The organism is Kitasatospora sp. NPDC023385 (genome assembly GCF_055664045.1).
On record NZ_JBVOOL010000003.1, the window covers coordinates 149,467 to 170,156 of the forward strand.

Below are 20,690 nucleotides of genomic sequence, written 5' to 3' on the forward strand. Positions count from 1 at the left end.
GGGCTCAGGCCTTGCTGCGGTCGACCGGCGCCGAGACCGGCAGGTCCAGGTCGAAGCGCTCCTCGTTCAGTCGCGCGCCCTCGTTGATCGCCACGGTGCGCGCCAGGTCGGTGAGCTTCTTCTCCAGCGAGCGGAACCGCAGGAAGGTGTTGAGGGTCAGGAAGCCCATCGCCAGCACCATGACGTACAGCACCAGGTCGGTGCCGCGGCCGACGCCCAGCTGGTGGGCGAGCCAGGTGACGTCGGTGGGACGCAGCACCGCGTAGATGTTCACGACCACGAAGACCGAGAACGCGATGCGCTTCCAGGCGCGGGTGTTGGCACGGTCCCAACGCCGGATGAACATGAAGGCGAGAGTGACCGAGCCGAGAATGAGAACCAGCTGGATCCAGAAGAATTTCATCGGCGGCTACGCTCCCGCAGCGAGATGTCGAAGATGATGTTGACGCCGTTGATCAGGGACTGACCCTTGGCGCGTGAGTAGTCGGTGTACAGGATGTCCACCGGCAGCTCGGCGACCCGCAGGTCGGAGCCGGCCAGGAAGCTGACGATCTCCGACGCGTGCGCCATGCCGTTCATGGTGATCCGCAGACGGGCCGCGGCCTCACGGTTCAGCACGCGCAGACCGTTGTGGGCATCGGTCAGCTTGAGCTTGCGCGCCGTCGGGCTGACGGTGGCCGCGGTCCGCAGGACGACCCGCTTGATCCACGGCACCTGGCCGTTCTGCTCGATGAAGCGCGAGCCGAGGACCACGTCGGCCTCGCCCTCGCGCAGCAGCGCCACCATCTTCTCGACGTCGGCGGTCTGGTGCTGGCCGTCCGCGTCGAAGGTGGCGAAGTACTTGGCCCCGGACTGGGCCAGCGCGTACGCGAGGCCGGTCTGCAGGGCGGCGCCCTGGCCCAGGTTGACCGGGTGGCGCACCAGGTGGGCGCCCGTGCTCATGATGTGCTTGGCCGAGTCGTCGCCGCTGCCGTCATCGACCACGACGATGTTCGGGAACGTCTTTCGCGCCCCCTCCACCACGTCGGCGATCACCTGGCCCTCGTTGTAGGCCGGGATCACCAGCCAAACATCGTCGTACTGGGACACGGAGGCTCCATGAATGGGGTCTGGCCCGCGCTGCTGCGCGGCGATCTGAAGATGGGGGGCGGACACGGTCACTCACCGGCCGTCCGGCTGCTCAACACCGCGGTGTTGGAGTCACCCGACTGCTGGACGAGACCGGCCGAGCTCGTCGCCGAACGGCCGAAGCTCTGCCTCAGGACCGCCAGCATACCGAGGACGGTGGCGGCGGAACCGGCCGTGTAGGCCAGGATCACGCGGGTGGACACCTCCCCCGGCAGGAAGGTCACCCCCGCGAGGACCGCGGTGCCGACCGCCCAGCAGAGCAGCTGGAGGTTGTGTCGTTTGAATACCATCAGCGCCTGGCCGAGCACCATCGCGAACATGTACGCCACGGTGCCGGCGGACAACCAGAAGAAGTCGAGGCAGCCGAGCACCGGCTTGGCACCGAACAGCACCTGGATCAGCCGGGGGCCGAGGGCGACCGCCGGGATGCCGCCGAGCAGCCCGAGCAGGCCCACCACGGCGCCGATCCGGCGGAGCATACCGGTGAACGCGGCCCGGTCGCCCACCGCGATCGCCGCGGAGAGGCCGTTCAGCAGCGAGGCCTGCAGCGAGCCGAAGACGAACAGCGGCACCCGGGCCAGCACCAGCGCGTTGAGCAGGGCGGCGATCAACGCGGAGTCGGACGGCGCGAGCAGCTTGGTGCTCACCACCGCGGCGTTGACCACGACCTGCGAGAGCAGCGTGGAGCAGATCAGCAGGCCCAGGCCGGAGCAGAGTTCGGACCAGGCGACCTGCTCGCCGGGCCGGACCGCGCGCAGCAGCGGGGGCAGCGTGGCGATCGCGGCGAGGATCGGGGCGATGGCCAGGATCAGGCTGAACGCGAGCGCCGAGTGCACCCCGGCCGCGCCGAAGGCGAAGGCCAGGCCGATCCGCAGCCCGCCGTCCAGGCCGAGCTGGGTGCCGTACGCGCCGAAGCGGCCGAGGCCGGCCAGGACGCCGCGGGTGAGGTAGCAGACGGCCATGCCGGTGAAGGCCCCGCCGAGGGCCAGCACCAGCGAGCGGTCGCCGTGGAACATCGTCCGGGCGATCGGGCCGGACGCGGCGCCGAGGGCGAGCAGGGTGGCCCCGAGGATCCCGCCGGTGAGCAGGGTCGCCCGGCGCAGCACCGGCGCGGCACCGTGGCCGAGCGCCGCACGCGCCGCGACGATCCGGGTGAGCTCCTGCTCGATCGGGAAGAAGACGCCGATGCCGACGGACATCACGATCGTCCACAGCAGCGAGACGTTCGCCATGTCGTCGACGGACAGGCTGTGGCCCGCCACGCCGAGGTGGATGTAGGAGGCGGCGCCCAGCACGACGGTGCCGCCGGCCACCGCCAGGGTTCCCGGCGGCAGCGCGGCCGTCACCTTCGTCAGTGCGTTCTTCACTGAGGTCTGTCGCTCTCGGTGGTCCGGGCCGTGGCGGCCAGTTCGGCGAAGACGGGTTCGGTCAGGGCCTCGGCCAGCATGGCCCGCCACTCGGGCAGCGGTGCCAGCCCGGCGGCGGCCCAGCGGTCGTGGCCCAGCACGCTGAAGGCCGGGCGGACGGCCGGGCGGACGAACGCCTCCGAGGTGGTGGGGCGGATCCGCTCCGGGTCGAGTCCGCTCAGCGCGTAGGTCTCGCGGGCCAGGCCGAACCAGGTGGTCCGGCCGCTCGCGGTGCCGTGGTAGACCCCGGCCGGGGCCCGGCCGGCGAGCGCGGCGCGGCCGAGCTCGACCAGGCGGCCGGCCAGCGCGTACGACCAGGTCGGCTGGCCGTGCTGGTCGTCGACCACGTCCAGGGTGTCCCGCTGGGCGGCCAGCTTGAGCATGGTGGCCACGAAGTTCGGGCCGTGCTCGCCGTACAGCCAGGCGGTGCGCACGGTGTAGCCGTGCTCGGGCAGGAGCTCGGCGACGGCACGCTCGCCGACCAGCTTGCTGCGGCCGTACGCGTTGACCGGCACGGTCGCGGCGTCCTCCGGGCAGGGCTCGGTGGCGTCGCCCGGCAGGACGTAGTCGGTGGAGACGTGCAGCAGCCGGGCGCCGGTCTTGGCGCAGGCCGCGGCCAGGTGGCGGACGCCGGTGCCGTTGACGGCGGTGGCGGCCTCCTCCTCGGTCTCCGCACCGTCGACGTTCGTCCACGCGGCGCAGTTGACCACGAGGTCGTGGCCCTCGACCGCGGCCTGCACGGCCGCGGCGTCGGTGATGTCGAGGTCCGCCCGGCGCAGCGCGGTGACCTCGGCGGTCGGGTCGGCGGCGAGCACCGACAGCAGGTCCCGTCCGAGCATCCCGGCGGCGCCGGTGACCAGCCAGCGCACCCGGCCGGCGGCGTTCGCGGTCACTTGGCCAGGGCCGCCTTCTGCTTCAGCGGCTCCCACCAGGCGCGGTTCTCGCGGTACCAGGCGATGGTCGCGGCGAGGCCGTCCTCGAAGCGGACCTGCGGCTCGTAGCCGAGCTCCTCGCGGATCTTGCTGATGTCGATCGAGTAGCGCAGGTCGTGGCCCTTGCGGTCCTCGACGTGCTCGACCATGTCCCAGCCGGCGCCGGCGGCTTCGAGCAGCAGGCCGGTCAGCTCCTTGTTGGTGGCCTCGGTGCCGCCGCCGATGTTGTAGACCTCGCCCGCGCGGCCGCCGCGCATGACCAGCTCGATGCCCCGGCAGTGGTCCGAGACGTGCAGCCAGTCGCGGACGTTGCCACCGTCGCCGTACAGCGGCACCTTCCTGCCGTCGATCAGGTTGGTGGTGAACAGCGGGATGACCTTCTCCGGGAACTGGTAGTGCCCGTAGTTGTTGGAGCAGCGGGTCACCACGACGTCCATGCCGTGGGTGCGGTGGTAGGCCAGCGCCAGCAGGTCGGAGGAGGCCTTGGAGGCCGAGTACGGGGAGTTCGGCTCCAGCGGCCAGGTCTCGGTCCAGGAGCCCTCGCTGATCGAGCCGTACACCTCGTCGGTGGAGATGTGCACGAAGCGGCCGACGCCGTGCTTGCGGGCCGCGTCCAGCAGCACCTGGGTGCCGACGACGTTGGTGAGGACGAAGGGGCCCGCGCCGGCGATCGAGCGGTCCACGTGGGACTCGGCGGCGAAGTGCACCACGACGTCGTGGCCCGGCATGACCTGGTCGACGGCGTCCGCGTCGCAGATGTCGCCCTGGACGAACGTGTAGCCCGGGTGGTCCGCCACCGGGGCCAGGTTCTCCAGGACGCCCGAGTAGGTGAGCTTGTCAAAGACGGTGATCCGGGCGCTCTCGTCCGCTCCGAGGAGCTGACGGACGAACTCCGAACCAATGAATCCGGCGCCGCCGGTCACGAGGATGCGCATAATGCGCGTAGTCTACCGCCGCCCGAGCGGCCTCCCGCCCCGCCCCCCACCGGCCCCTCGGTTCTCGAATAGGGTGCACCCATGCGTGGAATCCTCCTGGCCGGCGGCACCGGCTCGCGGCTGTGGCCCCTGACCCGTGCGGTGTCGAAGCAACTCCTCCCGGTCTTCGACAAGCCGATGATCTACTACCCCCTCTCGACCCTGGTGATGGCCGGGATAAGCGAAATCCTGATCATCACCACCCCGAACGACCGGGACCAGTTCGAACGGCTGCTGGGTGACGGTTCCCAGCTCGGCCTGAAGCTCCAGTACGCCGTCCAGGAGAAGCCCGAGGGCATCGCCCAGGCCTTCGTGCTCGGCGCCGACTTCATCGGCGACGAGCCGGTGGCCCTCATCCTCGGCGACAACATCTTCCACGGCAGCGGCCTCGGCACCCGCCTGACCGAGCACTCCGACATCAAGGGCGGCCGGGTGTTCGCCTACCCGGTGGCCGACCCGACCGCGTACGGCGTGGTCGAGTTCGACGAGAGCGGCCAGGTCATCTCGATCGAGGAGAAGCCGGCCGAGCCCAAGTCCCGGTACGCCGTCCCCGGCCTGTACTTCTACGACAACCGGGTCGTCGGGATCGCCCGCAACCTGGAGCCCAGCGCCCGCGGCGAGCTGGAGATCACCGCCGTCAACGACGCCTACCTGCGCACCGGCGACCTGCACGTCACGATCCTCGACCGCGGCACCGCCTGGCTGGACACCGGCACCTTCGTGTCGATGGTCCAGGCCTCGGAGTTCGTCCGGGTCATCGAGGAGCGCCAGGGCCTCAAGATCGGCTGCATCGAGGAGGCGGTCTGGCGGGCCGGCCTGATCGACGACGCGCAGCTGCGCGAGCTCGCCGAGCCGCTGCTGAAGAGCGGCTACGGCCAGTACCTGGTGACCCTGCTCGACGAGGCGGCCGCCCGGTGAAGTTCCGCGAGCTCTCCATCGAAGGCGCCTTCGAGATCACCCCGCAGGTGCACGGCGACGCGCGGGGCCACTTCACCGAGTGGTACCGCTTCGACCTCCTCGCCGAGGCCGTCGGCCACCCGCTGGACCTGGCGCAGGCCAACCTGTCGCTGTCCGCCAAGGACGTCGTCCGCGGCATCCACTTCGCCGACGTCCCGCCCGGCCAGGCCAAGTACGTGGCCTGCACCCGCGGCGCGGTGCTGGACGTCATCGTCGACCTGCGGGTCGGCTCGCCGACCTTCGGCAGGTGGGAGGGCGTGCGGCTGGACGACACCGAGCGCAAGGCCGTCTATATCTCCGAGGGCCTGGGCCACGGCTTCTGCGCGCTCACCGACGACGCCACGCTGACCTACCTCTGCTCGGCGACGTACAACCCGACCGGCGAGCACGGCGTGCACCCGCTGGACCCGGACCTCGGCATCGAGTGGCCGGCCGACGCGCCGCAGCTGTCGGCCCGCGACGCGGTCGCGCCGTCGCTCGCGGAGGCCGTCGCCAGTGGCCTGCTGCCGGACTACGAGGCCTGCAAGGCCTACACGGAGTCGCTGCGGAAGCAGTAGCGGCGCCGCCGCGACGACGGAGGGGACGCGTGCCGGTGCACGCGTCCCCTCCGTCGTCGGTACCGGCCGCGCCGGCCTCAGCGCCGCTTGAACACCCAGAGCTTGAGCAGGACGAACCGGGCCACGGTGGCGAGGCCGTTCGCCACGACCAGCCCGGCCACCTCGACCACCCGGGACGCGTGCCGCACCGCCGCGTCGAGCAGGGCCAGGGCGCCGCTGCTGAGGCCGAGCCCGATCAGGAACGCGACCGCGCCCTGGAGCTGGTGGCGCACCGCGCCGTCCGAGCCGGTGATGCCGAAGGTGAAGCGGCGGTTGGCCGCGGTGTTGGCCACCGCGCTGACGGCCAGGGCGACCAGGTTGGCCGTCTGCGAGGACCCGACCAGGCGCAGGACGACGAACAGCGCCAGGTAGAAGAGGGTGCTCAGCACCCCGATGACCAGGAAGGACGGCAGCTGGCGCCGCATCCCGGGCGGCGCGGCGCCCGGCCCGTCGGGCTCGCCCCGGTCCGCGGAGAGGGTCTCGTTCACTCGCCCGTCCCGTACCTGTCCTGCTCCTCGGCCGAGTCGTAGCCGACGAAGTAGGCCGGCCTCGCCTGGACCGCCGAGTAGATCCGGCCGACGTACTCGCCGAGCAGTCCGACGCAGACCAGTTGGACGGCCCCGATGAACAGCATCCCTATGAACAGCGAGGACCAGCCGGGCACGGTGGAGCCGAGCGCGTACGCGACCGTGGTGTAGAGCGCCAGCGCGATGCAGACCAGGAAGCTGAACAGCCCGAGCCAGGTGGCCAGCCGCAGCGGGGACGCGGAGAAGTTGGTGACGCTGTCCAGCGCGAGCCGGACCATCTTGGACAGCGGGTAGTGGGTGCTGCCCGCGACCCGCTCCTCCCGGACGTAGACCACCTCGCCGCTGGGGAAGCCCAGCCACGGCACCAGCAGCCGGTAGACCGGCTGGTGCTCGGGCATCGCCTTGAGCGCGTCCACCGCCGCCCGGCTGAGCAGCCGGTAGTCGCCGGCCTGGCTGGGCATCCGCTTGCCGACGAGCTTGCGCATCAGCCAGTAGTACGCCCCGGCGGTGTGCCGCTTGAAGAAGGTGTCGGTGCCGCGGTCGCCGCGGACGCCGTAGACGATGTCGAGGCTCTGCTCGCGGGCGAGCGCCAGCATCTCGGGGATCTTCTCCGGCGGGTCCTGCAGGTCGGCGTCGATCGAGACGACGTAGTCGCCGAAGGCGCGGTGGAGGCCGGCGCTGAGGGCGGCCTGGTGCCCTGAGTTGCGGGCGAAGCGGACGATGCGGAACTCGGGCCAGTCCTGCCGGATCTTCCGCATCAGCACCGGCGTCGCATCGGTGCTGCCGTCGTCGACGCCGACCACCTCGTAGGTGACGTCGAGGCCGTCGAGGAGGGGCCGCAGCCGCTCGACGGTCAACGGGAGCGCCTCCTGCTCGTTGTAGATCGGCATCACGATCGACAACAGCGGTGCCGTTGACATGCGTTGGTCCCACTTTCCGCGACGGCGGGGCTTGCTGGTGGCCCGACCATAACAGTCGGCCATGAGCGGGCGGTGAAAGGCGGCGTGCCCGGGTGAGCGCCCCGTGAACGGGGTGCCGGTGGACGCCGAAGGGCCCCGCGCACCGTGCGGTGCGCGGGGCCCTTCGGACTCGGCCTGTACGAGGCAGGCAGGTCAGAGCACCAATTACTTGATGATCTTGGTGACCTGGCCGGCGCCGACGGTGCGGCCACCCTCACGGATGGCGAACTTGAGGCCCTCCTCCATGGCGATCGGCTGGATCAGCGCGACCGTCATGGCGGTGTTGTCGCCCGGCATGACCATCTCGGTGCCCTCGGGGAGGGTCACGACGCCGGTCACGTCCGTGGTACGGAAGTAGAACTGCGGGCGGTAGTTGTTGAAGAACGGGGTGTGACGGCCACCCTCGTCCTTCGACAGGATGTAGGACTGGGCCTCGAAGTCGGTGTGCGGCGTGACCGAACCCGGCTTGATGATGACCTGGCCGCGCTCGACGTCCTCGCGCTTGATGCCACGGAGGAGCAGACCGACGTTCTCACCGGCCTGGCCCTCGTCGAGCAGCTTGCGGAACATCTCGATGCCGGTGACCGTGGTGGTGGTCTTGGTCTCCTTGATGCCGATGATGTCGACAGTCTCGTTGACCTTGAGGATGCCGCGCTCGATGCGACCGGTGACGACGGTGCCACGACCGGTGATCGTGAAGACGTCCTCGATCGGCATCAGGAACGGCTGGTCCACGGCGCGGGCCGGGGTCGGGATGCTCTCGTCGACGGCCTTCATCAGACCGAGGAGCTTCTCGCCCCACTCCTTGTCGCCCTCCAGCGCCTTCAGCGCGGAGACGCGGACGACCGGCAGGTCGTCGCCCGGGAACTCGTACTCGCTGAGGAGCTCGCGGACCTCGAGCTCGACGAGCTCCAGGATCTCCTCGTCGTCCACCATGTCGGCCTTGTTCAGGGCGACGACGATGTACGGAACGCCGACCTGGCGGGCCAGGAGGACGTGCTCCTTGGTCTGCGGCATCGGGCCGTCGGTGGCGGCGACCACCAGGATGGCGCCGTCCATCTGGGCGGCACCGGTGATCATGTTCTTGATGTAGTCAGCGTGACCCGGGCAGTCGACGTGCGCGTAGTGACGGCCCTCGGTCTGGTACTCGACGTGCGCGATCGAGATGGTGATACCGCGCTGACGCTCCTCCGGGGCCTTGTCGATCTGGTCGAACGGCGTGAAGGGGTTCAGGTCCGGGTACGCGTCGTGCAGCACCTTGGTGATGGCCGCGGTCAGCGTGGTCTTGCCGTGGTCGATGTGACCGATGGTGCCGATGTTGACGTGGGGCTTCGTCCGCTCGAACTTCGCCTTCGCCACTGAGTCCTCCTGAGGACAGATCCTGTACGCCGTGCTGACGTCAGTTGGTCTTGATCGGGCTTGGTCCGTGGTGCCGGAAGCACCTCGTACCGTCCCGCGGGGTAGGGGCCGGAGGCCCCGGGAGAATCCGTGCGGATCCTCCCGGGTCGCCTCCTAATAGCCTAAGGGGTCGGAATCATCCCGAATGTCGGACTGATCCCGGGGCCGGCAGAGCCGGACCTACTCGCCCTTGGACTTGGCGATGATCTCCTCAGCCACGGCCTTGGGGACCTCGGCGTACGAGTCGAACTGCATCGAGTAGCTGGCGCGACCAGAGGTCTTGCTGCGCAGGTCACCGACGTAGCCGAACATCTCGGAGAGGGGCACCAGCGCCGAGACGACGCGGGCACCGTGACGCTCGTCCATGGACCGGATCTGGCCACGGCGAGAGTTGATGTCGCCGATCACGTCGCCCATGTAGTCCTCGGGCGTGGTGACCTCGACGGCCATCATCGGCTCGAGGAGGACCGGCTTGGCCTTCCTCGCGCCTTCCTTGAAGGCCATCGAACCGGCGATCTTGAACGCGAGCTCGGAGGAGTCGACGTCGTGCGCCTGACCGTCGAGCAGGCTCACGCGGACACCCTGCAGCGGGTAGCCCGCGAGGATGCCGAACTCCATGGCCTCCTGGCAGCCGGCGTCGACCGACGGGATGTACTCCCGCGGCACACGGCCACCGGTGACCTTGTTGACGAACTCGTAGCCCTCGGCCTGCTCGAGCGGCTCGATCGCGATCTGCACCTTGGCGAACTGACCGGAACCACCGGTCTGCTTCTTGTGGGTGTAGTCGATGCGCTCGACGGCCTGACGGATCGTCTCGCGGTACGCGACCTGCGGCTTGCCGACGTTGGCCTCGACCTTGAACTCACGCTTCATACGGTCGACCAGCACCTCGAGGTGCAGCTCGCCCATACCCGCGATGATGGTCTGGCCGGTCTCGTCATCCGTGTTGACCTGGAAGGACGGGTCCTCCTCGGCGAGACGCTGGATGGCGACACCCAGCTTCTCCTGGTCACCCTTGGACTTGGGCTCGATGGCGACGCGGATGACCGGGGCCGGGAAGTCCATGGACTCCAGGATGACCGGGTTCTTCTCGTCGGCCAGCGTCTCACCGGTGGTGGTCTGCTTCAGGCCCATGACGGCGACGATGTCGCCGGCGCCCACCGACTCGATCTCCTCACGCTTGTTCGCGTGCATCCGGTAGATCTTGCCGATGCGCTCCTTCTTGCCCTTCACGGCGTTCAGCACCGAGGTGCCGGACTCCAGGCGGCCGGAGTAGATCCGGACGAAGGTGAGCTTGCCCAGGTGCGGGTCGGACATGATCTTGAACGCCAGCGCGGCCAGCGGCTCGTCGTCCGAGGCCTTGCGGGAGATCTTGGTCTCCGGGTCGTTGGGCTTGGTGCCCTCGATCGACTCGATGTCCAGCGGCGACGGCAGGTACTTGACGACCGCGTCGAGCAGGGGCTGAACGCCCTTGTTCTTGAAGGCGGTGCCGCAGAAGATCGGAGTGAAGTCCGAGTTCAGGGTGCCCTTGCGGATCGCGTCCTGCAGCAGCTCGACCGGGATGTCCTCGCCCTCGAGGGCGAGCTCCATGATCTCGTCGCTGATGTTCGAGACGGTGTCGATCAGCTGCTCGCGGTACTCGTCCGCCTGCTCCTGCAGCTCGGCCGGGATGTCGACGATGTCGTACATCTCGCCCTTGGCCGCCTCGGCGGACCAGACCAGCGCCTTCATGCGGACCAGGTCGACGACGCCCTGGAAGTCCGACTCGGCACCGATCGGGAGCTGCATGACCAGCGGGGTGGCGCCGAGGCGGTCCACGATGGTCTGCACGCAGAAGAAGAAGTTCGCGCCCGTGCGGTCCAGCTTGTTGATGAAGCAGATGCGCGGGACGCCGTAGCGGTCAGCCTGCCGCCACACGGTCTCGGACTGGGGCTCGACACCGGCGACACCGTCGAACACCGTCACGGCACCGTCGAGGACGCGCAGCGAACGCTCCACCTCGACGGTGAAGTCGACGTGGCCCGGGGTGTCGATGATGTTGATGGTGTGGTCGGCCTCGTCGACCGTCCAGTGACAGGTCGTCGCGGCCGACGTGATCGTGATGCCGCGCTCCTGCTCCTGCTCCATCCAGTCCATGGTGGCAGCGCCGTCGTGGACTTCACCGATCTTGTACGAGACACCGGTGTAGAACAGGATCCGCTCGGTGGTGGTCGTCTTGCCCGCGTCGATGTGCGCCATGATCCCGATGTTGCGGACCTTGGCGAGGTCAAGGGAGGTTGCAGCCATGGTGGCTCGTTCTCTCTCTGTCTAGTGACGGGGTACGGACTACCAGCGGTAGTGCGCGAAGGCCTTGTTGGACTCGGCCATCTTGTGGGTGTCCTCACGACGCTTCACGGAAGCGCCCAGGCCGTTGCTGGCGTCGAGGATCTCGTTCATCAGGCGCTCGGTCATGGTCTTCTCGCGACGGGCGCGGGAGTAACCGACCATCCAGCGCAGCGCCAGGGTGCTGGCGCGGCCCGGACGGACCTCGACCGGGACCTGGTAGGTCGCGCCACCGACACGGCGGGACTTGACCTCGAGGGCCGGCTTGACGTTCTCCAGCGCGCGCTTCAGCGTCACGACCGGGTCCGAGCCGGTCTTGTCGCGGACGCCCTCGAGGGCGCCGTAGACGATCCGCTCGGCGGTGGAGCGCTTGCCGTGCAGCAGGATCTTGTTGACCAGCTGGGTGACGACCGGGGAGCCGTAAACCGGGTCGATGATGACCGGGCGCTTCGGGGCGGGGCCCTTACGAGGCATTCTTACTTCTCCTTCTTGGCGCCGTAGCGGCTGCGAGCCTGCTTGCGGTTCTTGACACCCTGGGTGTCAAGCGAACCGCGGATGATCTTGTAGCGGACACCAGGAAGGTCCTTCACACGACCACCGCGCACCAGCACGATGGAGTGCTCCTGCAGGTTGTGGCCCTCGCCCGGAATGTAAGCGGTGACCTCGATCCCGCTGGTGAGGCGCACACGGGCGACCTTACGAAGCGCCGAGTTCGGCTTCTTCGGGGTGGTCGTGTACACACGCGTGCAGACCCCACGGCGCTGCGGGGAACCCTTCAGCGCGGGAGTCTTGTTCTTCTCGACCTTGTCCTGCCGGCCCTTTCGGACCAGCTGCTGGATCGTAGGCACCGTTTCTCCGTTTTCTGTGTGCCAAGGCTTGGTGGAACTAACCTGCGGTGTCTCCCTCGCACACAACCCCGTGGTCGACCCACGCGGTCGGGTGTGTTGGGCTTGTTACGACACGGAATCCCATGGCTGATGTACAGCGACGGCGCTCTACGCGCGGGGCGCTGGGAGGCGCTCCGGCTCGGCGCGGCGACCGGTGTGCATGCACGCACAAGGACCCGGGGACACCCCAGGCACAAGGTCAGAGCGTACCTAGCGCATCGGGCTCGGTCAAAACAAATGCAACGCCGCAGGTCGCGGGGCTCGCACCGGAAGCGGTACCCGGGTCGGCCCGAAACCGGGCCCGTACCACAACCGCGCACCCCCCGCACCGCGAAACGCTACGCCTCCAAATGTGCTCCGGCGAGCGGGGATCGGCTCTGTGCGCCCCCGCTCCCGGACGCCCCGGACGACTGCGGCACGGCACGCTCCCGGTTGTCCGACACGGCCACGAACAGGCCCATTGTGAGAGAGGCCACGGAGTACAGGACGAGCCAGACCGTCCAACCGCCGGGCGGCGACCAGTGGGCCGGGCTGATCAGCAGCGGGCCGTCGACGCCGACCGCGTTGCGGCGCAGCGCCCAGAGGAACGCTGCGGCGTTGACCACACTGAGCGAGAAGCCGGCGAGCACCAGCAGCCGGCGCCAGGCGAAGCCGCCCCACGGCAGTCGCTCGTGGCAGATCGCCGCGCACACGATCGGCAGGCCGACGGCGAACGGCAGCAGGTAGCGGCCCTGCCAGATCATGCCCAGCTGGCGTGCCTGCATCGCCTGGGCCGCTATCGGTATCACGACGATGCCGACCATCACCCCGACGATGGCCAGGGTGTCCCGCAACCGTGCGTAGCAGAACGCGAACAGCGCCAGGGCGATCACCACACCGCACCAGACCAGCAGGGTCGCGGCCGGCGGCTCCGCGTCCAGCCAGCCGAAGTAGCCGACCATCTGCTTCATGTACAGCAGGCCGTTGTCGAAGGTCTTCCGGGCCGCGGTCAGCGGGGTGAGGTCGCTGGGGGTGTCGATGACCGAGTTGTCCGGGTGGCTCGACGACCAGGCCAGGGCCGCCACGGCCGCCGCGACCGCCAGTGCGCCCCAGAGCCAGGTCGCCTTGCGGCGGAGCACGTCGCCCAGCGCGCCCTTGCGTCCCAGCAGCAGCCCGAAGAAGAGGGCCCCGGCGAACCAGATCAGCCCCAGCGGGCGGATGCTGATCAGCACCAGCGCGCCGATGCCCAGGCGGGCCAGCCGGCGGTTCAGCAGGTGCGGGTCCGGGCTCATCAGCATCGGGAGTCCGGCGCTCCAGACCAGGATGCCCGCCGCGATCTCCGGACCGCTCGGGTTGACCGCGCCGAACATGAACAGGGCCATCGGCGTGGTCGCGGTGGTCACGCCGAGCAGGGTGAAGGAACGCCGCCGCCACTCCGCCGCCGAGACCACCGCGCTCGCCACCAGGGCGGAGCAGATCAGCGCCGAGATCAGGCGCATCAGGTAGAAGGCCGCCTCGCCGTGCACCAGGAGGCTGGGCCAGCCCACCGCGAAGTAGTACGCGGGGTGGTAGCGGCCCGCCGCCGTGGTCACCAGGGTCGTCCCGGGGGTCTCCCTGAGCGCCGGGGCACAGGAGGCGGGCGTCTCGGGCTTGAAGACGTAGCAGGTGTTGACGTCCTTCAGGTCCTGGTAGATGCGCGGGAGCTCGACGCCGGTCTCGGCGAACTTGCCCTCGATGCCCCCGACCACGTGCGGGACCATGACCTCCCGGCCCTGGACCTGGCCGCGGGCGACCGCGGCCGCCCGGACGAGGTGCGCGTGCTCGTCCGGCGAGCCGCCGGGCGGGGTGCTGAGCGACCAGGACGCGCTCAGGGCGAACAGGATCGCGAACGCCACGGCCCACAGCCGCCTCGGCGAGGACGCGAGCCGGTCGGCGAGGGTCTTGACGGCGGTGATCATCATCTGGAAACGGCCTTCGGGGTCAGTCCGAGCTCACGGGCGGGAACTGGCGCTACTTGATCATGCTGATCCACGACTGGTCGCCGTCCTTCGAACACTGCCCCTCCGGCGCGAACTCCGGGCAGCTGCCGTCGAGGTTCCGGACGGTGTGCGACACCCACGGCAGGATGCGGTAGGTGTTCTCCTTCGCCGGCATGTAGCGGTCCGACATCGACGAGGAGACCGTACCGAACAGGAAGAGCAGCGCGAACAGCGTACCGATCACGGCGGCCTGCGGCCCGGGAAGGCCGCCCCCCTCGACGGGGCCCGCACCGGCCTCGGCGGCCCGCCGGCGCTCCGCGATCCGCAGCGACACCAGATGGGCCACCAGGGCGCACAGCAGCAGGCCGCAGTAGAGCATCTGGTTGTTCGTCCGGGTGTAGAGCTGCACGGTCTGGGTCTCGTACATGTGCGAGGCGAGGTACATCCGCATCACCCAGGCACTCGCGAACATGCAGCAGATGGTGACGACCAGCGGCTTGCGGATGCCGAGCCAGAGCGCGGCGCCGAGTGCGACGAACATCACCACGGCGAACAGGTCCATGCCGCCGAACTCGCCCGGCAGCGGCCACTCCCCGACCTTGCCCGGCAGGTCCGTGCGCCACATCAGGAAGTACGCCGGGTCGGTGTAGTTGTCGAACCGGAAGTTGATGTCCTTGGTCTCCTGGCCCTCCGTCAGCATGGTCACCAGGTAGCTGCCGCAGACCAGCAGGAAGGCGGCGCCGGTGGTGGCGAGGAAGGCCAGGCCCTTGCGCCGGCCGTCCCGCCACGGGAAGTACATCAGCGCCGCGACCAGTACGCCCGCCGCGCTCCACAGGAACCAGCCGGAGTAGGTCAGGAACAGCAGCCCGAGCAGCGCGCCGAAGCCCGCCGCCTTCGCCAGCAGCGACCGCCAGGACGCCGTCCCGCTCCGGCGCAACTGCACCACCAGCGCCACCAGGACCGGCACCAGCACGACCAGCACGGTCTGGCCGTACGGCTTGTAGGCGTCGATCAGGGCGAAGGCCGGCAGCACGCCGAAGGCGAGTGCGCGGACCGGGCTGAGCAGCATGCGCCAGGAGAGGTAGACCAGCGGGCCGAACGCGGCGGCTCCGAGGATCTGCAGGTCCTTGAAGGCGTACGCGGTGTTGCCGCCGCGGAACCACTCGGCGTAGTAGCCCAGGGTGTACAGCGGCGCCGGCGGGTAGACCGGCGAGCCCGAGGGCTGACCGTTCGCCACCGCGTGGGCCCACTCGACGATGCGGCCGCTGTCGCCGTTGAGGCCGAACATCGGCCAGGGAGTCCCCAGCAGGGCGATGACCGCTCCGGCCGCCACGAAGCCGCTGGCGAGGCCGGCCAGACCGGCCGAGGAGAACCGGGCGACCAGGCCGAAGTGCCGTCCGGACCGGACGCGCATGGCGACCACGACCGCGGCGAGCAGGACCAGGCCGATCAGGGCGAACCGCAACTGCAGCGCGGCGAGCCCGCTCACCTGGGCGATCCGGTCCAGCGGGTCGAGCTTGAAACCGCGGGCCAGCAGGGGCAGGACCAGCGCGGCCAGGAAGGCGACCAGCGCCTCGCCCGCGAGCAGCACCGGGGAGGAGGTCCGGACCCGGGCGCCGGAGCGGCGCTCCGATCCCCGGGTCAACGAACGCCCCCCGGACAACGGGACTCCGGATGCCTCCTGGGCACTGACTGTCACTGGAACGGTCCTCGACTCGTGGTAGCTCACCCGGCCCCCGGCGCCACTTCGCCGGCGGGTCGCGGAACGTACGGGATTCAGGCGCGCGGGGGCAGCCCCGGGCATCATAGGTCCTTCACCTTGTGAAGAGCGTGCCGGGCGCCGGGCCGCCGCCCCCGATGCCCCTTTTCCCGTACGGCCACCAGCCGGATCCCGCGCCTTCCCGCTAGAGGATGCCGAGGAGGATCACCAGGGTCCAGAACGCGCTGCCCAGGTAGCCGATGACCAGGCCGAGGACGGCCGCCGAGTCGCCGTTCGCGTTGTCGCGGCGGATCTGCGCGCGGGCGATGTGGCCGGCGGCCACCGCCGGCAGGGAGAGGCCGGTCAGGCTGCACATCAGGGAGACCACGGCCAGCACGTTGGTGGGGCGGGCCGGCGGGGGCGGGGCGGGCAGGAAGGCGGCCGGCACCGGCGGGGCGGCCGGGGCGAAGGCCGACGGCGCCATCGGGCCGGCGGGCAGGTCCACCACCAGCGCGGCCAGTTGGCCGTAGGTCTGCGCCGCAGCCACGGCCTCGTGGCGCTGCTCGAACTCCTGGGCGGAGAGGCGGCCCTCGGCGAACGCGGCCCGCAGCACGTCGACCGTCCGGTCCCGGTCCGCGTGGCCCGCCCGCATCGCGGCCTGCGGGGACAGGGCCGGGGCGGGAGCGGGGTGCCGACTGACGGGCGGTCGGCGGCCGTGGCTCCCGCCGTACCTGTCACCGGGACCGGGTTCGCCCCACGGTTGAACGGACATCCGCCACCTCCCGGTACCGCGGTACCCCCGCGCACGCTCACTGCTCCTCATGGTGCAGGACGAACGGCCGGGCCGCGTAGTTGCCGATTCGGCCCAGTAGCCGTCAGGAAGCCGGTCCGGCACGCCTGCCCCACCCGCGCGGCCCGCACGCTCAGGGGATCCTCAACTCGGGCGACAGCCCGTCCGGGCAGTGCCAGGCTGAGATCCGGGACGTTCCGTCCACCACGACACGAGCAGAGAAGGCCCCAATGCAGGCGTCAGAACCGCCGTCCGCCGACCTCCCCGGGCCCGGCACCCCGTCCGCCGTCAGCATCCAAGGACTGTGGAAGCACTTCGGCACCCAGGCCGCCGTGGCCGGGCTGAGCCTGGAGCTGCCGGCCGGCGCCTTCATCGGCCTGGTCGGTCCCAACGGCGCCGGGAAGACCACCACGCTGTCGATGGCCACCGGGCTGCTCCGGCCCGACCAGGGCGCCGTCCTGGTCCACGGCACCGACGTGTGGGCCGACCCGGTCACGGTCAAGGCTCGGATCGGCATCCTGCCCGAGGGGCTGCGGATGTTCGAGCGGCTCAGCGGGCGCGAGCTGCTGCAGTACACCGGCCGGCTGCGCGGCCTGCCGGGCGCCGAGGTGGACCGCCGGGCCGAGGAACTGCTGGCCGTGCTGGACCTCGGCCGGGACGCCGACAAGCTGGTCGCCGACTACTCCACCGGCATGCGCAAGAAGATCGGCCTGGCCGCGGCGCTGCTGCACAACCCCGACGTGCTGTTCCTGGACGAGCCCTTCGAGGGCGTCGACCCGGTCTCCGCCCAGACCATCCGCGGCGTGCTCAAGCGCTACGCGGCGGCCGGCTCCACCGTGGTCTTCTCCAGCCACGTGATGGAGCTGGTCGAGCAGCTCTGCGACTGGGTGGCGGTGGTCGACGCGGGCCGGGTGATCGCCCAGGGGCCGCTGGACTCGGTGCGGGGCGGGCGCAGCCTGCACGAGGCCTTCCTGGACCTGATCGGCGTCCGTGAGGACGACGGGCAGGCGCTCGGCTGGCTCGGCGGCGGATCGGTCGGCAAGCAGCTCGGGACCGGGCCGATCGGCGAGCAGCTCGGAAGTGGACCGGTCGGCGAGCAGCTCGGGAGCGGGCAGTGAGTGCGGCCGTGACCCACCCCGTACCCGACGGGCGGACGGTGGTCCGCGCCCTGGTGGCGCTCAAGCTCCGGCTGCTGCGCAACGGGCTGCGGCGCAGCCCCGGCCGGACCGCCGTCTACGTGATCGGCGGTGTCGTCGGCCTCGCTTTCGCGGCCGGCATCGCCGTCGCCATGGCCGCGCTGAACGGCCGCTACGCGGGCTCCGGGAACGCCGGGGTGATGCTGCTCGGCGTGCTGACCCTGGGCTGGGCCGCGCTGCCGCTGTTCCTGTTCTCCAGCGACGAGAGCGCCGACCCGACCCGGCTCACCGTGCTGCCGCTGCGGCCCGGTCCGCTGCTGCGGGGCACCCTGCTGGCCGCGCTGATCGGGCCCGGGCCGGTGATCAACCTGCTGCTGGTGACCGGCGCGGTGCTGGCCGGCGCCGGCGGCGGCGCCTCGGTCGGGTTCGCGGTGGTCGGCGTGCCGCTCGCGGTGACCTGCCTGGTCACGCTCTCCCGCGCGGTCGCGGCCGGCAACGCCCGGATGCTCTCCAGCCGGCGCGGCAAGGACTTCGCGATCTTCGGCGGGCTGGCCTTCGCGCTGCTGATCCAGGCGGCCAACGTCGGTTCGCAGAGCGTCTTCGGCCGCCGCGGCCAGGCCCTCGACCTCAGTCGGCTGGAGCCGATCGCCTCCGTGCTGCGCTGGATCCCGCCGATCAGCGCGGCGGACGCGCCCCGCACCGCCGCCGACGGCCGGTACGGGCTCGCGCTGCTGCAGCTCGCCGCGGCCGCCGTGCTGCTCGTGCTGCTGCTGCGCTGGTGGCGCGGCAGCCTGCAGGACCTGATGGTCACCGCCGACGCCTCCACCCAGGAGGTGGCCCGCGGGGTGCAGCGCTCGCGCGGCTGGCGCTTCCTGCCCGAGGGCCGGGCCGGCGCGGTGATGCAGCGCCACCTGCGGTACGCCTGGCGCGAGCCGCGGGCCAAGGCGGCGCTGTTCACCAGCATCGGCATGACGGTGGTGATCTGCCTGCTGTCGATGGTCCAGGGCTGGGCGAGCGTCTACCTGCTGGCGATGACCGGGATGTTCCTCGGGCTGCAGATGCTCAACCTGTTCGGCATGGACGGCTCCGCGTTCTGGATGGTCGCCGCCACCCTGCGCACGCCGGCCGACGCCCGGGACGAGCTGCGCGGTCGGGCGTACGCGGTGCTGTCGTACGCCGTCCCGGTGACGCTGCTGCTCGGGCTGCTGCTGGCGGCCGTCACCGGCGACTGGGAGCAACTGCCGTCCGCGATCGGTCTGGCGCTCGCGCTGCTCGGCTGCGGGGTGGCGCTCGGTGCGGTGTTCAGCGTGCTGGCGCCGTACACCATGCCGGCCGACAGCAATCCGATGCGCAACGCCGCTCCGGGCCAGAGCGGGCTGGTGATGCTCAACTCATTCGGCTCGATGTTCGGCGTCGCGGTGCTCGCCCTGCCGGTGGGCGGCTACCTCGCCTGGGCTCTGGTCTCGGACGGCCCGAGCTGGCCGGTGCTGCTGCTCGGGCCGCTGTACGGCGCCCTGGTCGCCGTCGCCGGGGTGCGGCTGGCGGCCACCCGGCTGCTGGAGCGCACCCCGGAGATCCTCGCCAAGGCCATCCAGCGCTGACCTGCCTCCCCCCTCCCCGGCGTCCCTCCCCACCGTCCGACCCCGGTCATCCGGCCGGCCTCCGGCATCATGGGCAGGAGGAACCGGGCCGTCGAGGAGAGCAGGAACACACCGTGGGCAAGCACGCGCAGCAGGGCGGAGACGCCGGGCAGCTGCTGGAGCAGGCGGTGCGGTCGACACTGACGGCCCCGGAGGAGGGTCTGGACCTCGCGCTGGACACCGGGGCGTCGCTGCTGGCCGCCTCGGCCGGGCAGTGGCCGGCGGTCAGCCGGGCGCTGCTGGGGCACGCGGACACCGCGGTCGGCCGCTGCTGGTCCGCCGGGTGGCGCCCGGCCGACCTGGTGCGGGTGGTGCGGCGCGGGCTGAAGCCGGTCCACCTGGCCCTGGCGGTGGACCTGATCGCCGCCGAGAACCGCCGCCACGCCGCGGCGGCCCTCGACCGGCGCTGGCACGAGCAGCTGCGCGAGCTGGAGACCGAGGTCTGGTGGTCCGGCGACGAGCAGTACCTCGGCGCCTTCGCCGAACGGCACCGGCTGGACCGCTTCGCCCTCGCCACCGCCGTCCTGGAGCTGCTGCGCACCTGGGGGCGGCTGCCCCCGATCGCCCCGGCGGGGCCGGCCCCCGGCCGGCCGGTGCGGCCGCAGCACGCCGGGCCCGGGGCCGGTGAGCCGCGGATGCTGGCCCGGATCCGGGCGCTGCTGGCCAAGGCCGAGTCCACCGAGTACCCGGAGGAGGCCGAGGCACTGACCGCCAAGGCCCAGCAGCTGATGGCGCAGCACAGCATCGACGAGGCGCTGGTGGCCGCCGCCGGTGCCGACCGCGACACCCCGGCGACGCTGCGGATCGGGGTGGACAACCCGTACGAGGGACCGAAGACGATGCTGCTGGACGCGGTCGCGGTGGCCAACCGGTGCCGGGCGGTGTGGGCAAAGGAGTTCGGCTTCTGCACCGTCGTCGGCTTCGACGGCGACCTGGACGGCGTCGAACTGCTCTACACCTCGCTGCTGGTGCAGGCCACCCACGCCCTCAACAAGGCGGGCTCGCGCAAGGACTCGCGCAGCAAGGCGTTCCGGCACTCCTTCCTGGTCGCGTACGCGGCGCGGATCCGCGAGCGGCTGACCGCCGCCACCGAGCGGACCACCAGCGCCGCCGCGGCCGGCCGGCACCTGCGCGAGGACGGCACCGAGGAGCAGCTGCTGCCGGACGAGCGGCTGCTGCCCGCGCTCGCCGCCCGCTCCGAGGCGGTGCAGGAGGAAGTCGGCCGGCTGTTCCCGAAGCTGGTCTCGCAGCGGGTCCGGGTCAGCGACGGCGTGGGCTGGGCCGCCGGTCGGGCCGCCGCCGACCGGGCCGCGCTGCACGGGCGCGCCGGGCAGATCCGCGGGTAGGCCCGCCGGAAGACCTGATAGAACGTACTCCGCCA

The 20,690-nt window shown here is 70.9% G+C and carries 19 protein-coding genes; 5 read left to right on the forward strand and 14 right to left on the reverse strand.

Features of this window, described 5'->3' with window-relative positions; genetic code table 11:
- Positions 1–4: 4 nt before the first annotated feature.
- The 5 genes from AC0B61_RS06620 to rfbB form a co-directional block, all read right to left on the reverse strand.
- Positions 5–403 (reverse strand): DUF2304 domain-containing protein, encoded by a 399-nt coding sequence (locus tag AC0B61_RS06620; RefSeq protein WP_030232447.1) that lies wholly within the window; start codon positions 401–403, stop codon positions 5–7.
- Entirely contained in the window at positions 400–1,089 is a 690-nt protein-coding gene (locus AC0B61_RS06625) for a glycosyltransferase family 2 protein (RefSeq protein WP_471739501.1), read from the reverse strand. Before AC0B61_RS06625 ends, AC0B61_RS06620 begins: the two co-directional genes overlap by 4 nt.
- Before the next feature lie 68 nt (positions 1,090–1,157).
- A complete protein-coding gene (locus AC0B61_RS06630) occupies positions 1,158–2,495 on the reverse strand; it encodes a polysaccharide biosynthesis protein (RefSeq protein ID WP_471739502.1) in 1,338 nt (445 codons plus the stop codon).
- Positions 2,492–3,427 (reverse strand): dTDP-4-dehydrorhamnose reductase, encoded by a 936-nt coding sequence (rfbD, locus tag AC0B61_RS06635; protein WP_471739503.1) that lies wholly within the window; start codon positions 3,425–3,427, stop codon positions 2,492–2,494. The genes AC0B61_RS06630 and rfbD overlap by 4 nt, the downstream gene beginning before the upstream one ends.
- Positions 3,424–4,401 carry a dTDP-glucose 4,6-dehydratase gene (gene rfbB / locus AC0B61_RS06640; RefSeq protein ID WP_471739504.1) on the reverse strand — a complete coding sequence of 326 codons (978 nt, stop codon included), beginning with the start codon at positions 4,399–4,401 and terminating at the stop codon, positions 3,424–3,426. The genes rfbD and rfbB overlap by 4 nt, the downstream gene beginning before the upstream one ends.
- Before the next feature lie 81 nt (positions 4,402–4,482).
- Between rfbB and rfbA the strand changes: the two genes are divergently transcribed.
- Positions 4,483–5,358 carry a glucose-1-phosphate thymidylyltransferase RfbA gene (rfbA, locus tag AC0B61_RS06645; protein ID WP_471739505.1) on the forward strand — a complete coding sequence of 292 codons (876 nt, stop codon included), beginning with the start codon at positions 4,483–4,485 and terminating at the stop codon, positions 5,356–5,358.
- A complete protein-coding gene (rfbC, locus tag AC0B61_RS06650) occupies positions 5,355–5,954 on the forward strand; it encodes a dTDP-4-dehydrorhamnose 3,5-epimerase (protein WP_471739506.1) in 600 nt (199 codons plus the stop codon). Before rfbA ends, rfbC begins: the two co-directional genes overlap by 4 nt.
- Before the next feature lie 77 nt (positions 5,955–6,031).
- Here the strand turns inward: rfbC and AC0B61_RS06655 are convergent, their stop codons facing one another.
- The 9 genes from AC0B61_RS06655 to AC0B61_RS06695 form a co-directional block, all read right to left on the reverse strand.
- Positions 6,032–6,481: a GtrA family protein gene (locus AC0B61_RS06655; protein ID WP_471739507.1), complete on the reverse strand. Its 450-nt coding sequence runs from the start codon at positions 6,479–6,481 to the stop codon at positions 6,032–6,034.
- Complete coding sequence (locus AC0B61_RS06660; protein ID WP_471739508.1) at positions 6,478–7,440, reverse strand: glycosyltransferase family 2 protein; 963 nt, start codon at positions 7,438–7,440, stop codon at positions 6,478–6,480. The genes AC0B61_RS06655 and AC0B61_RS06660 overlap by 4 nt, the downstream gene beginning before the upstream one ends.
- Before the next feature lie 204 nt (positions 7,441–7,644).
- A complete protein-coding gene (gene tuf / locus AC0B61_RS06665; protein ID WP_471739509.1) occupies positions 7,645–8,838 on the reverse strand; it encodes an elongation factor Tu in 1,194 nt (397 codons plus the stop codon).
- A gap of 219 nt (positions 8,839–9,057) precedes the next feature.
- The gene (fusA, locus tag AC0B61_RS06670; RefSeq protein WP_471739510.1) at positions 9,058–11,163 is read right to left on the reverse strand and encodes an elongation factor G; all 2,106 of its coding nucleotides are present in this window, start codon (positions 11,161–11,163) and stop codon (positions 9,058–9,060) included.
- A gap of 39 nt (positions 11,164–11,202) precedes the next feature.
- On the reverse strand, positions 11,203–11,673 hold the full coding sequence (gene rpsG / locus AC0B61_RS06675; protein WP_030232420.1) for a 30S ribosomal protein S7: 471 nt from the start codon (positions 11,671–11,673) through the stop codon (positions 11,203–11,205).
- A gap of 2 nt (positions 11,674–11,675) precedes the next feature.
- Positions 11,676–12,047 (reverse strand): 30S ribosomal protein S12, encoded by a 372-nt coding sequence (gene rpsL / locus AC0B61_RS06680; RefSeq protein ID WP_014144289.1) that lies wholly within the window; start codon positions 12,045–12,047, stop codon positions 11,676–11,678.
- Between the two features lie 377 nt (positions 12,048–12,424).
- The gene (locus AC0B61_RS06685; protein WP_471739511.1) at positions 12,425–14,026 is read right to left on the reverse strand and encodes a DUF2142 domain-containing protein; all 1,602 of its coding nucleotides are present in this window, start codon (positions 14,024–14,026) and stop codon (positions 12,425–12,427) included.
- A gap of 49 nt (positions 14,027–14,075) precedes the next feature.
- Positions 14,076–15,689 (reverse strand): hypothetical protein, encoded by a 1,614-nt coding sequence (locus tag AC0B61_RS06690; RefSeq protein ID WP_471739512.1) that lies wholly within the window; start codon positions 15,687–15,689, stop codon positions 14,076–14,078.
- A 259-nt stretch (positions 15,690–15,948) separates the two neighbouring features.
- Complete coding sequence (locus tag AC0B61_RS06695; RefSeq protein WP_471739513.1) at positions 15,949–16,515, reverse strand: DUF1707 and DUF4190 domain-containing protein; 567 nt, start codon at positions 16,513–16,515, stop codon at positions 15,949–15,951.
- A 248-nt stretch (positions 16,516–16,763) separates the two neighbouring features.
- Here AC0B61_RS06695 and AC0B61_RS06700 point away from each other — a divergent pair, with 248 nt between their 5' ends.
- The 3 genes from AC0B61_RS06700 (at position 16,764) to AC0B61_RS06710 (ending at position 20,655) form a co-directional block, all read left to right on the forward strand.
- A complete protein-coding gene (locus AC0B61_RS06700) occupies positions 16,764–17,651 on the forward strand; it encodes an ABC transporter ATP-binding protein (protein ID WP_471739514.1) in 888 nt (295 codons plus the stop codon).
- Positions 17,648–19,270, forward strand: a complete 1,623-nt coding sequence (locus AC0B61_RS06705) for a transporter (RefSeq protein WP_471739515.1) — start codon at positions 17,648–17,650, stop codon at positions 19,268–19,270. The genes AC0B61_RS06700 and AC0B61_RS06705 overlap by 4 nt, the downstream gene beginning before the upstream one ends.
- A gap of 113 nt (positions 19,271–19,383) precedes the next feature.
- Positions 19,384–20,655 carry a DUF2786 domain-containing protein gene (locus tag AC0B61_RS06710; RefSeq protein ID WP_471739516.1) on the forward strand — a complete coding sequence of 424 codons (1,272 nt, stop codon included), beginning with the start codon at positions 19,384–19,386 and terminating at the stop codon, positions 20,653–20,655.
- The last annotated feature ends 35 nt before the right edge of the window (positions 20,656–20,690 follow it).

What these genes read in the sequence shown, in the direction of transcription:
- AC0B61_RS06620 (WP_030232447.1), bottom strand. Translation starts at nt 403, where the DNA reads ATGAAATTCTTCTGGATCCAGCTGGTTCTCATTCTCGGCTCGGTCACT.
- rfbB (WP_471739504.1), bottom strand. Translation starts at nt 4,401, where the DNA reads ATGCGCATCCTCGTGACCGGCGGCGCCGGATTCATTGGTTCGGAGTTC.
- rfbA (WP_471739505.1), top strand. Translation starts at nt 4,483, where the DNA reads ATGCGTGGAATCCTCCTGGCCGGCGGCACCGGCTCGCGGCTGTGGCCC.
- AC0B61_RS06660 (WP_471739508.1), bottom strand. Translation starts at nt 7,440, where the DNA reads ATGTCAACGGCACCGCTGTTGTCGATCGTGATGCCGATCTACAACGAG.
- fusA (WP_471739510.1), bottom strand. Translation starts at nt 11,163, where the DNA reads ATGGCTGCAACCTCCCTTGACCTCGCCAAGGTCCGCAACATCGGGATC.
- rpsG (WP_030232420.1), bottom strand. Translation starts at nt 11,673, where the DNA reads ATGCCTCGTAAGGGCCCCGCCCCGAAGCGCCCGGTCATCATCGACCCG.
- AC0B61_RS06685 (WP_471739511.1), bottom strand. Translation starts at nt 14,026, where the DNA reads ATGATGATCACCGCCGTCAAGACCCTCGCCGACCGGCTCGCGTCCTCG.
- AC0B61_RS06695 (WP_471739513.1), bottom strand. Translation starts at nt 16,515, where the DNA reads ATGTCCGTTCAACCGTGGGGCGAACCCGGTCCCGGTGACAGGTACGGC.
- AC0B61_RS06700 (WP_471739514.1), top strand. Translation starts at nt 16,764, where the DNA reads ATGCAGGCGTCAGAACCGCCGTCCGCCGACCTCCCCGGGCCCGGCACC.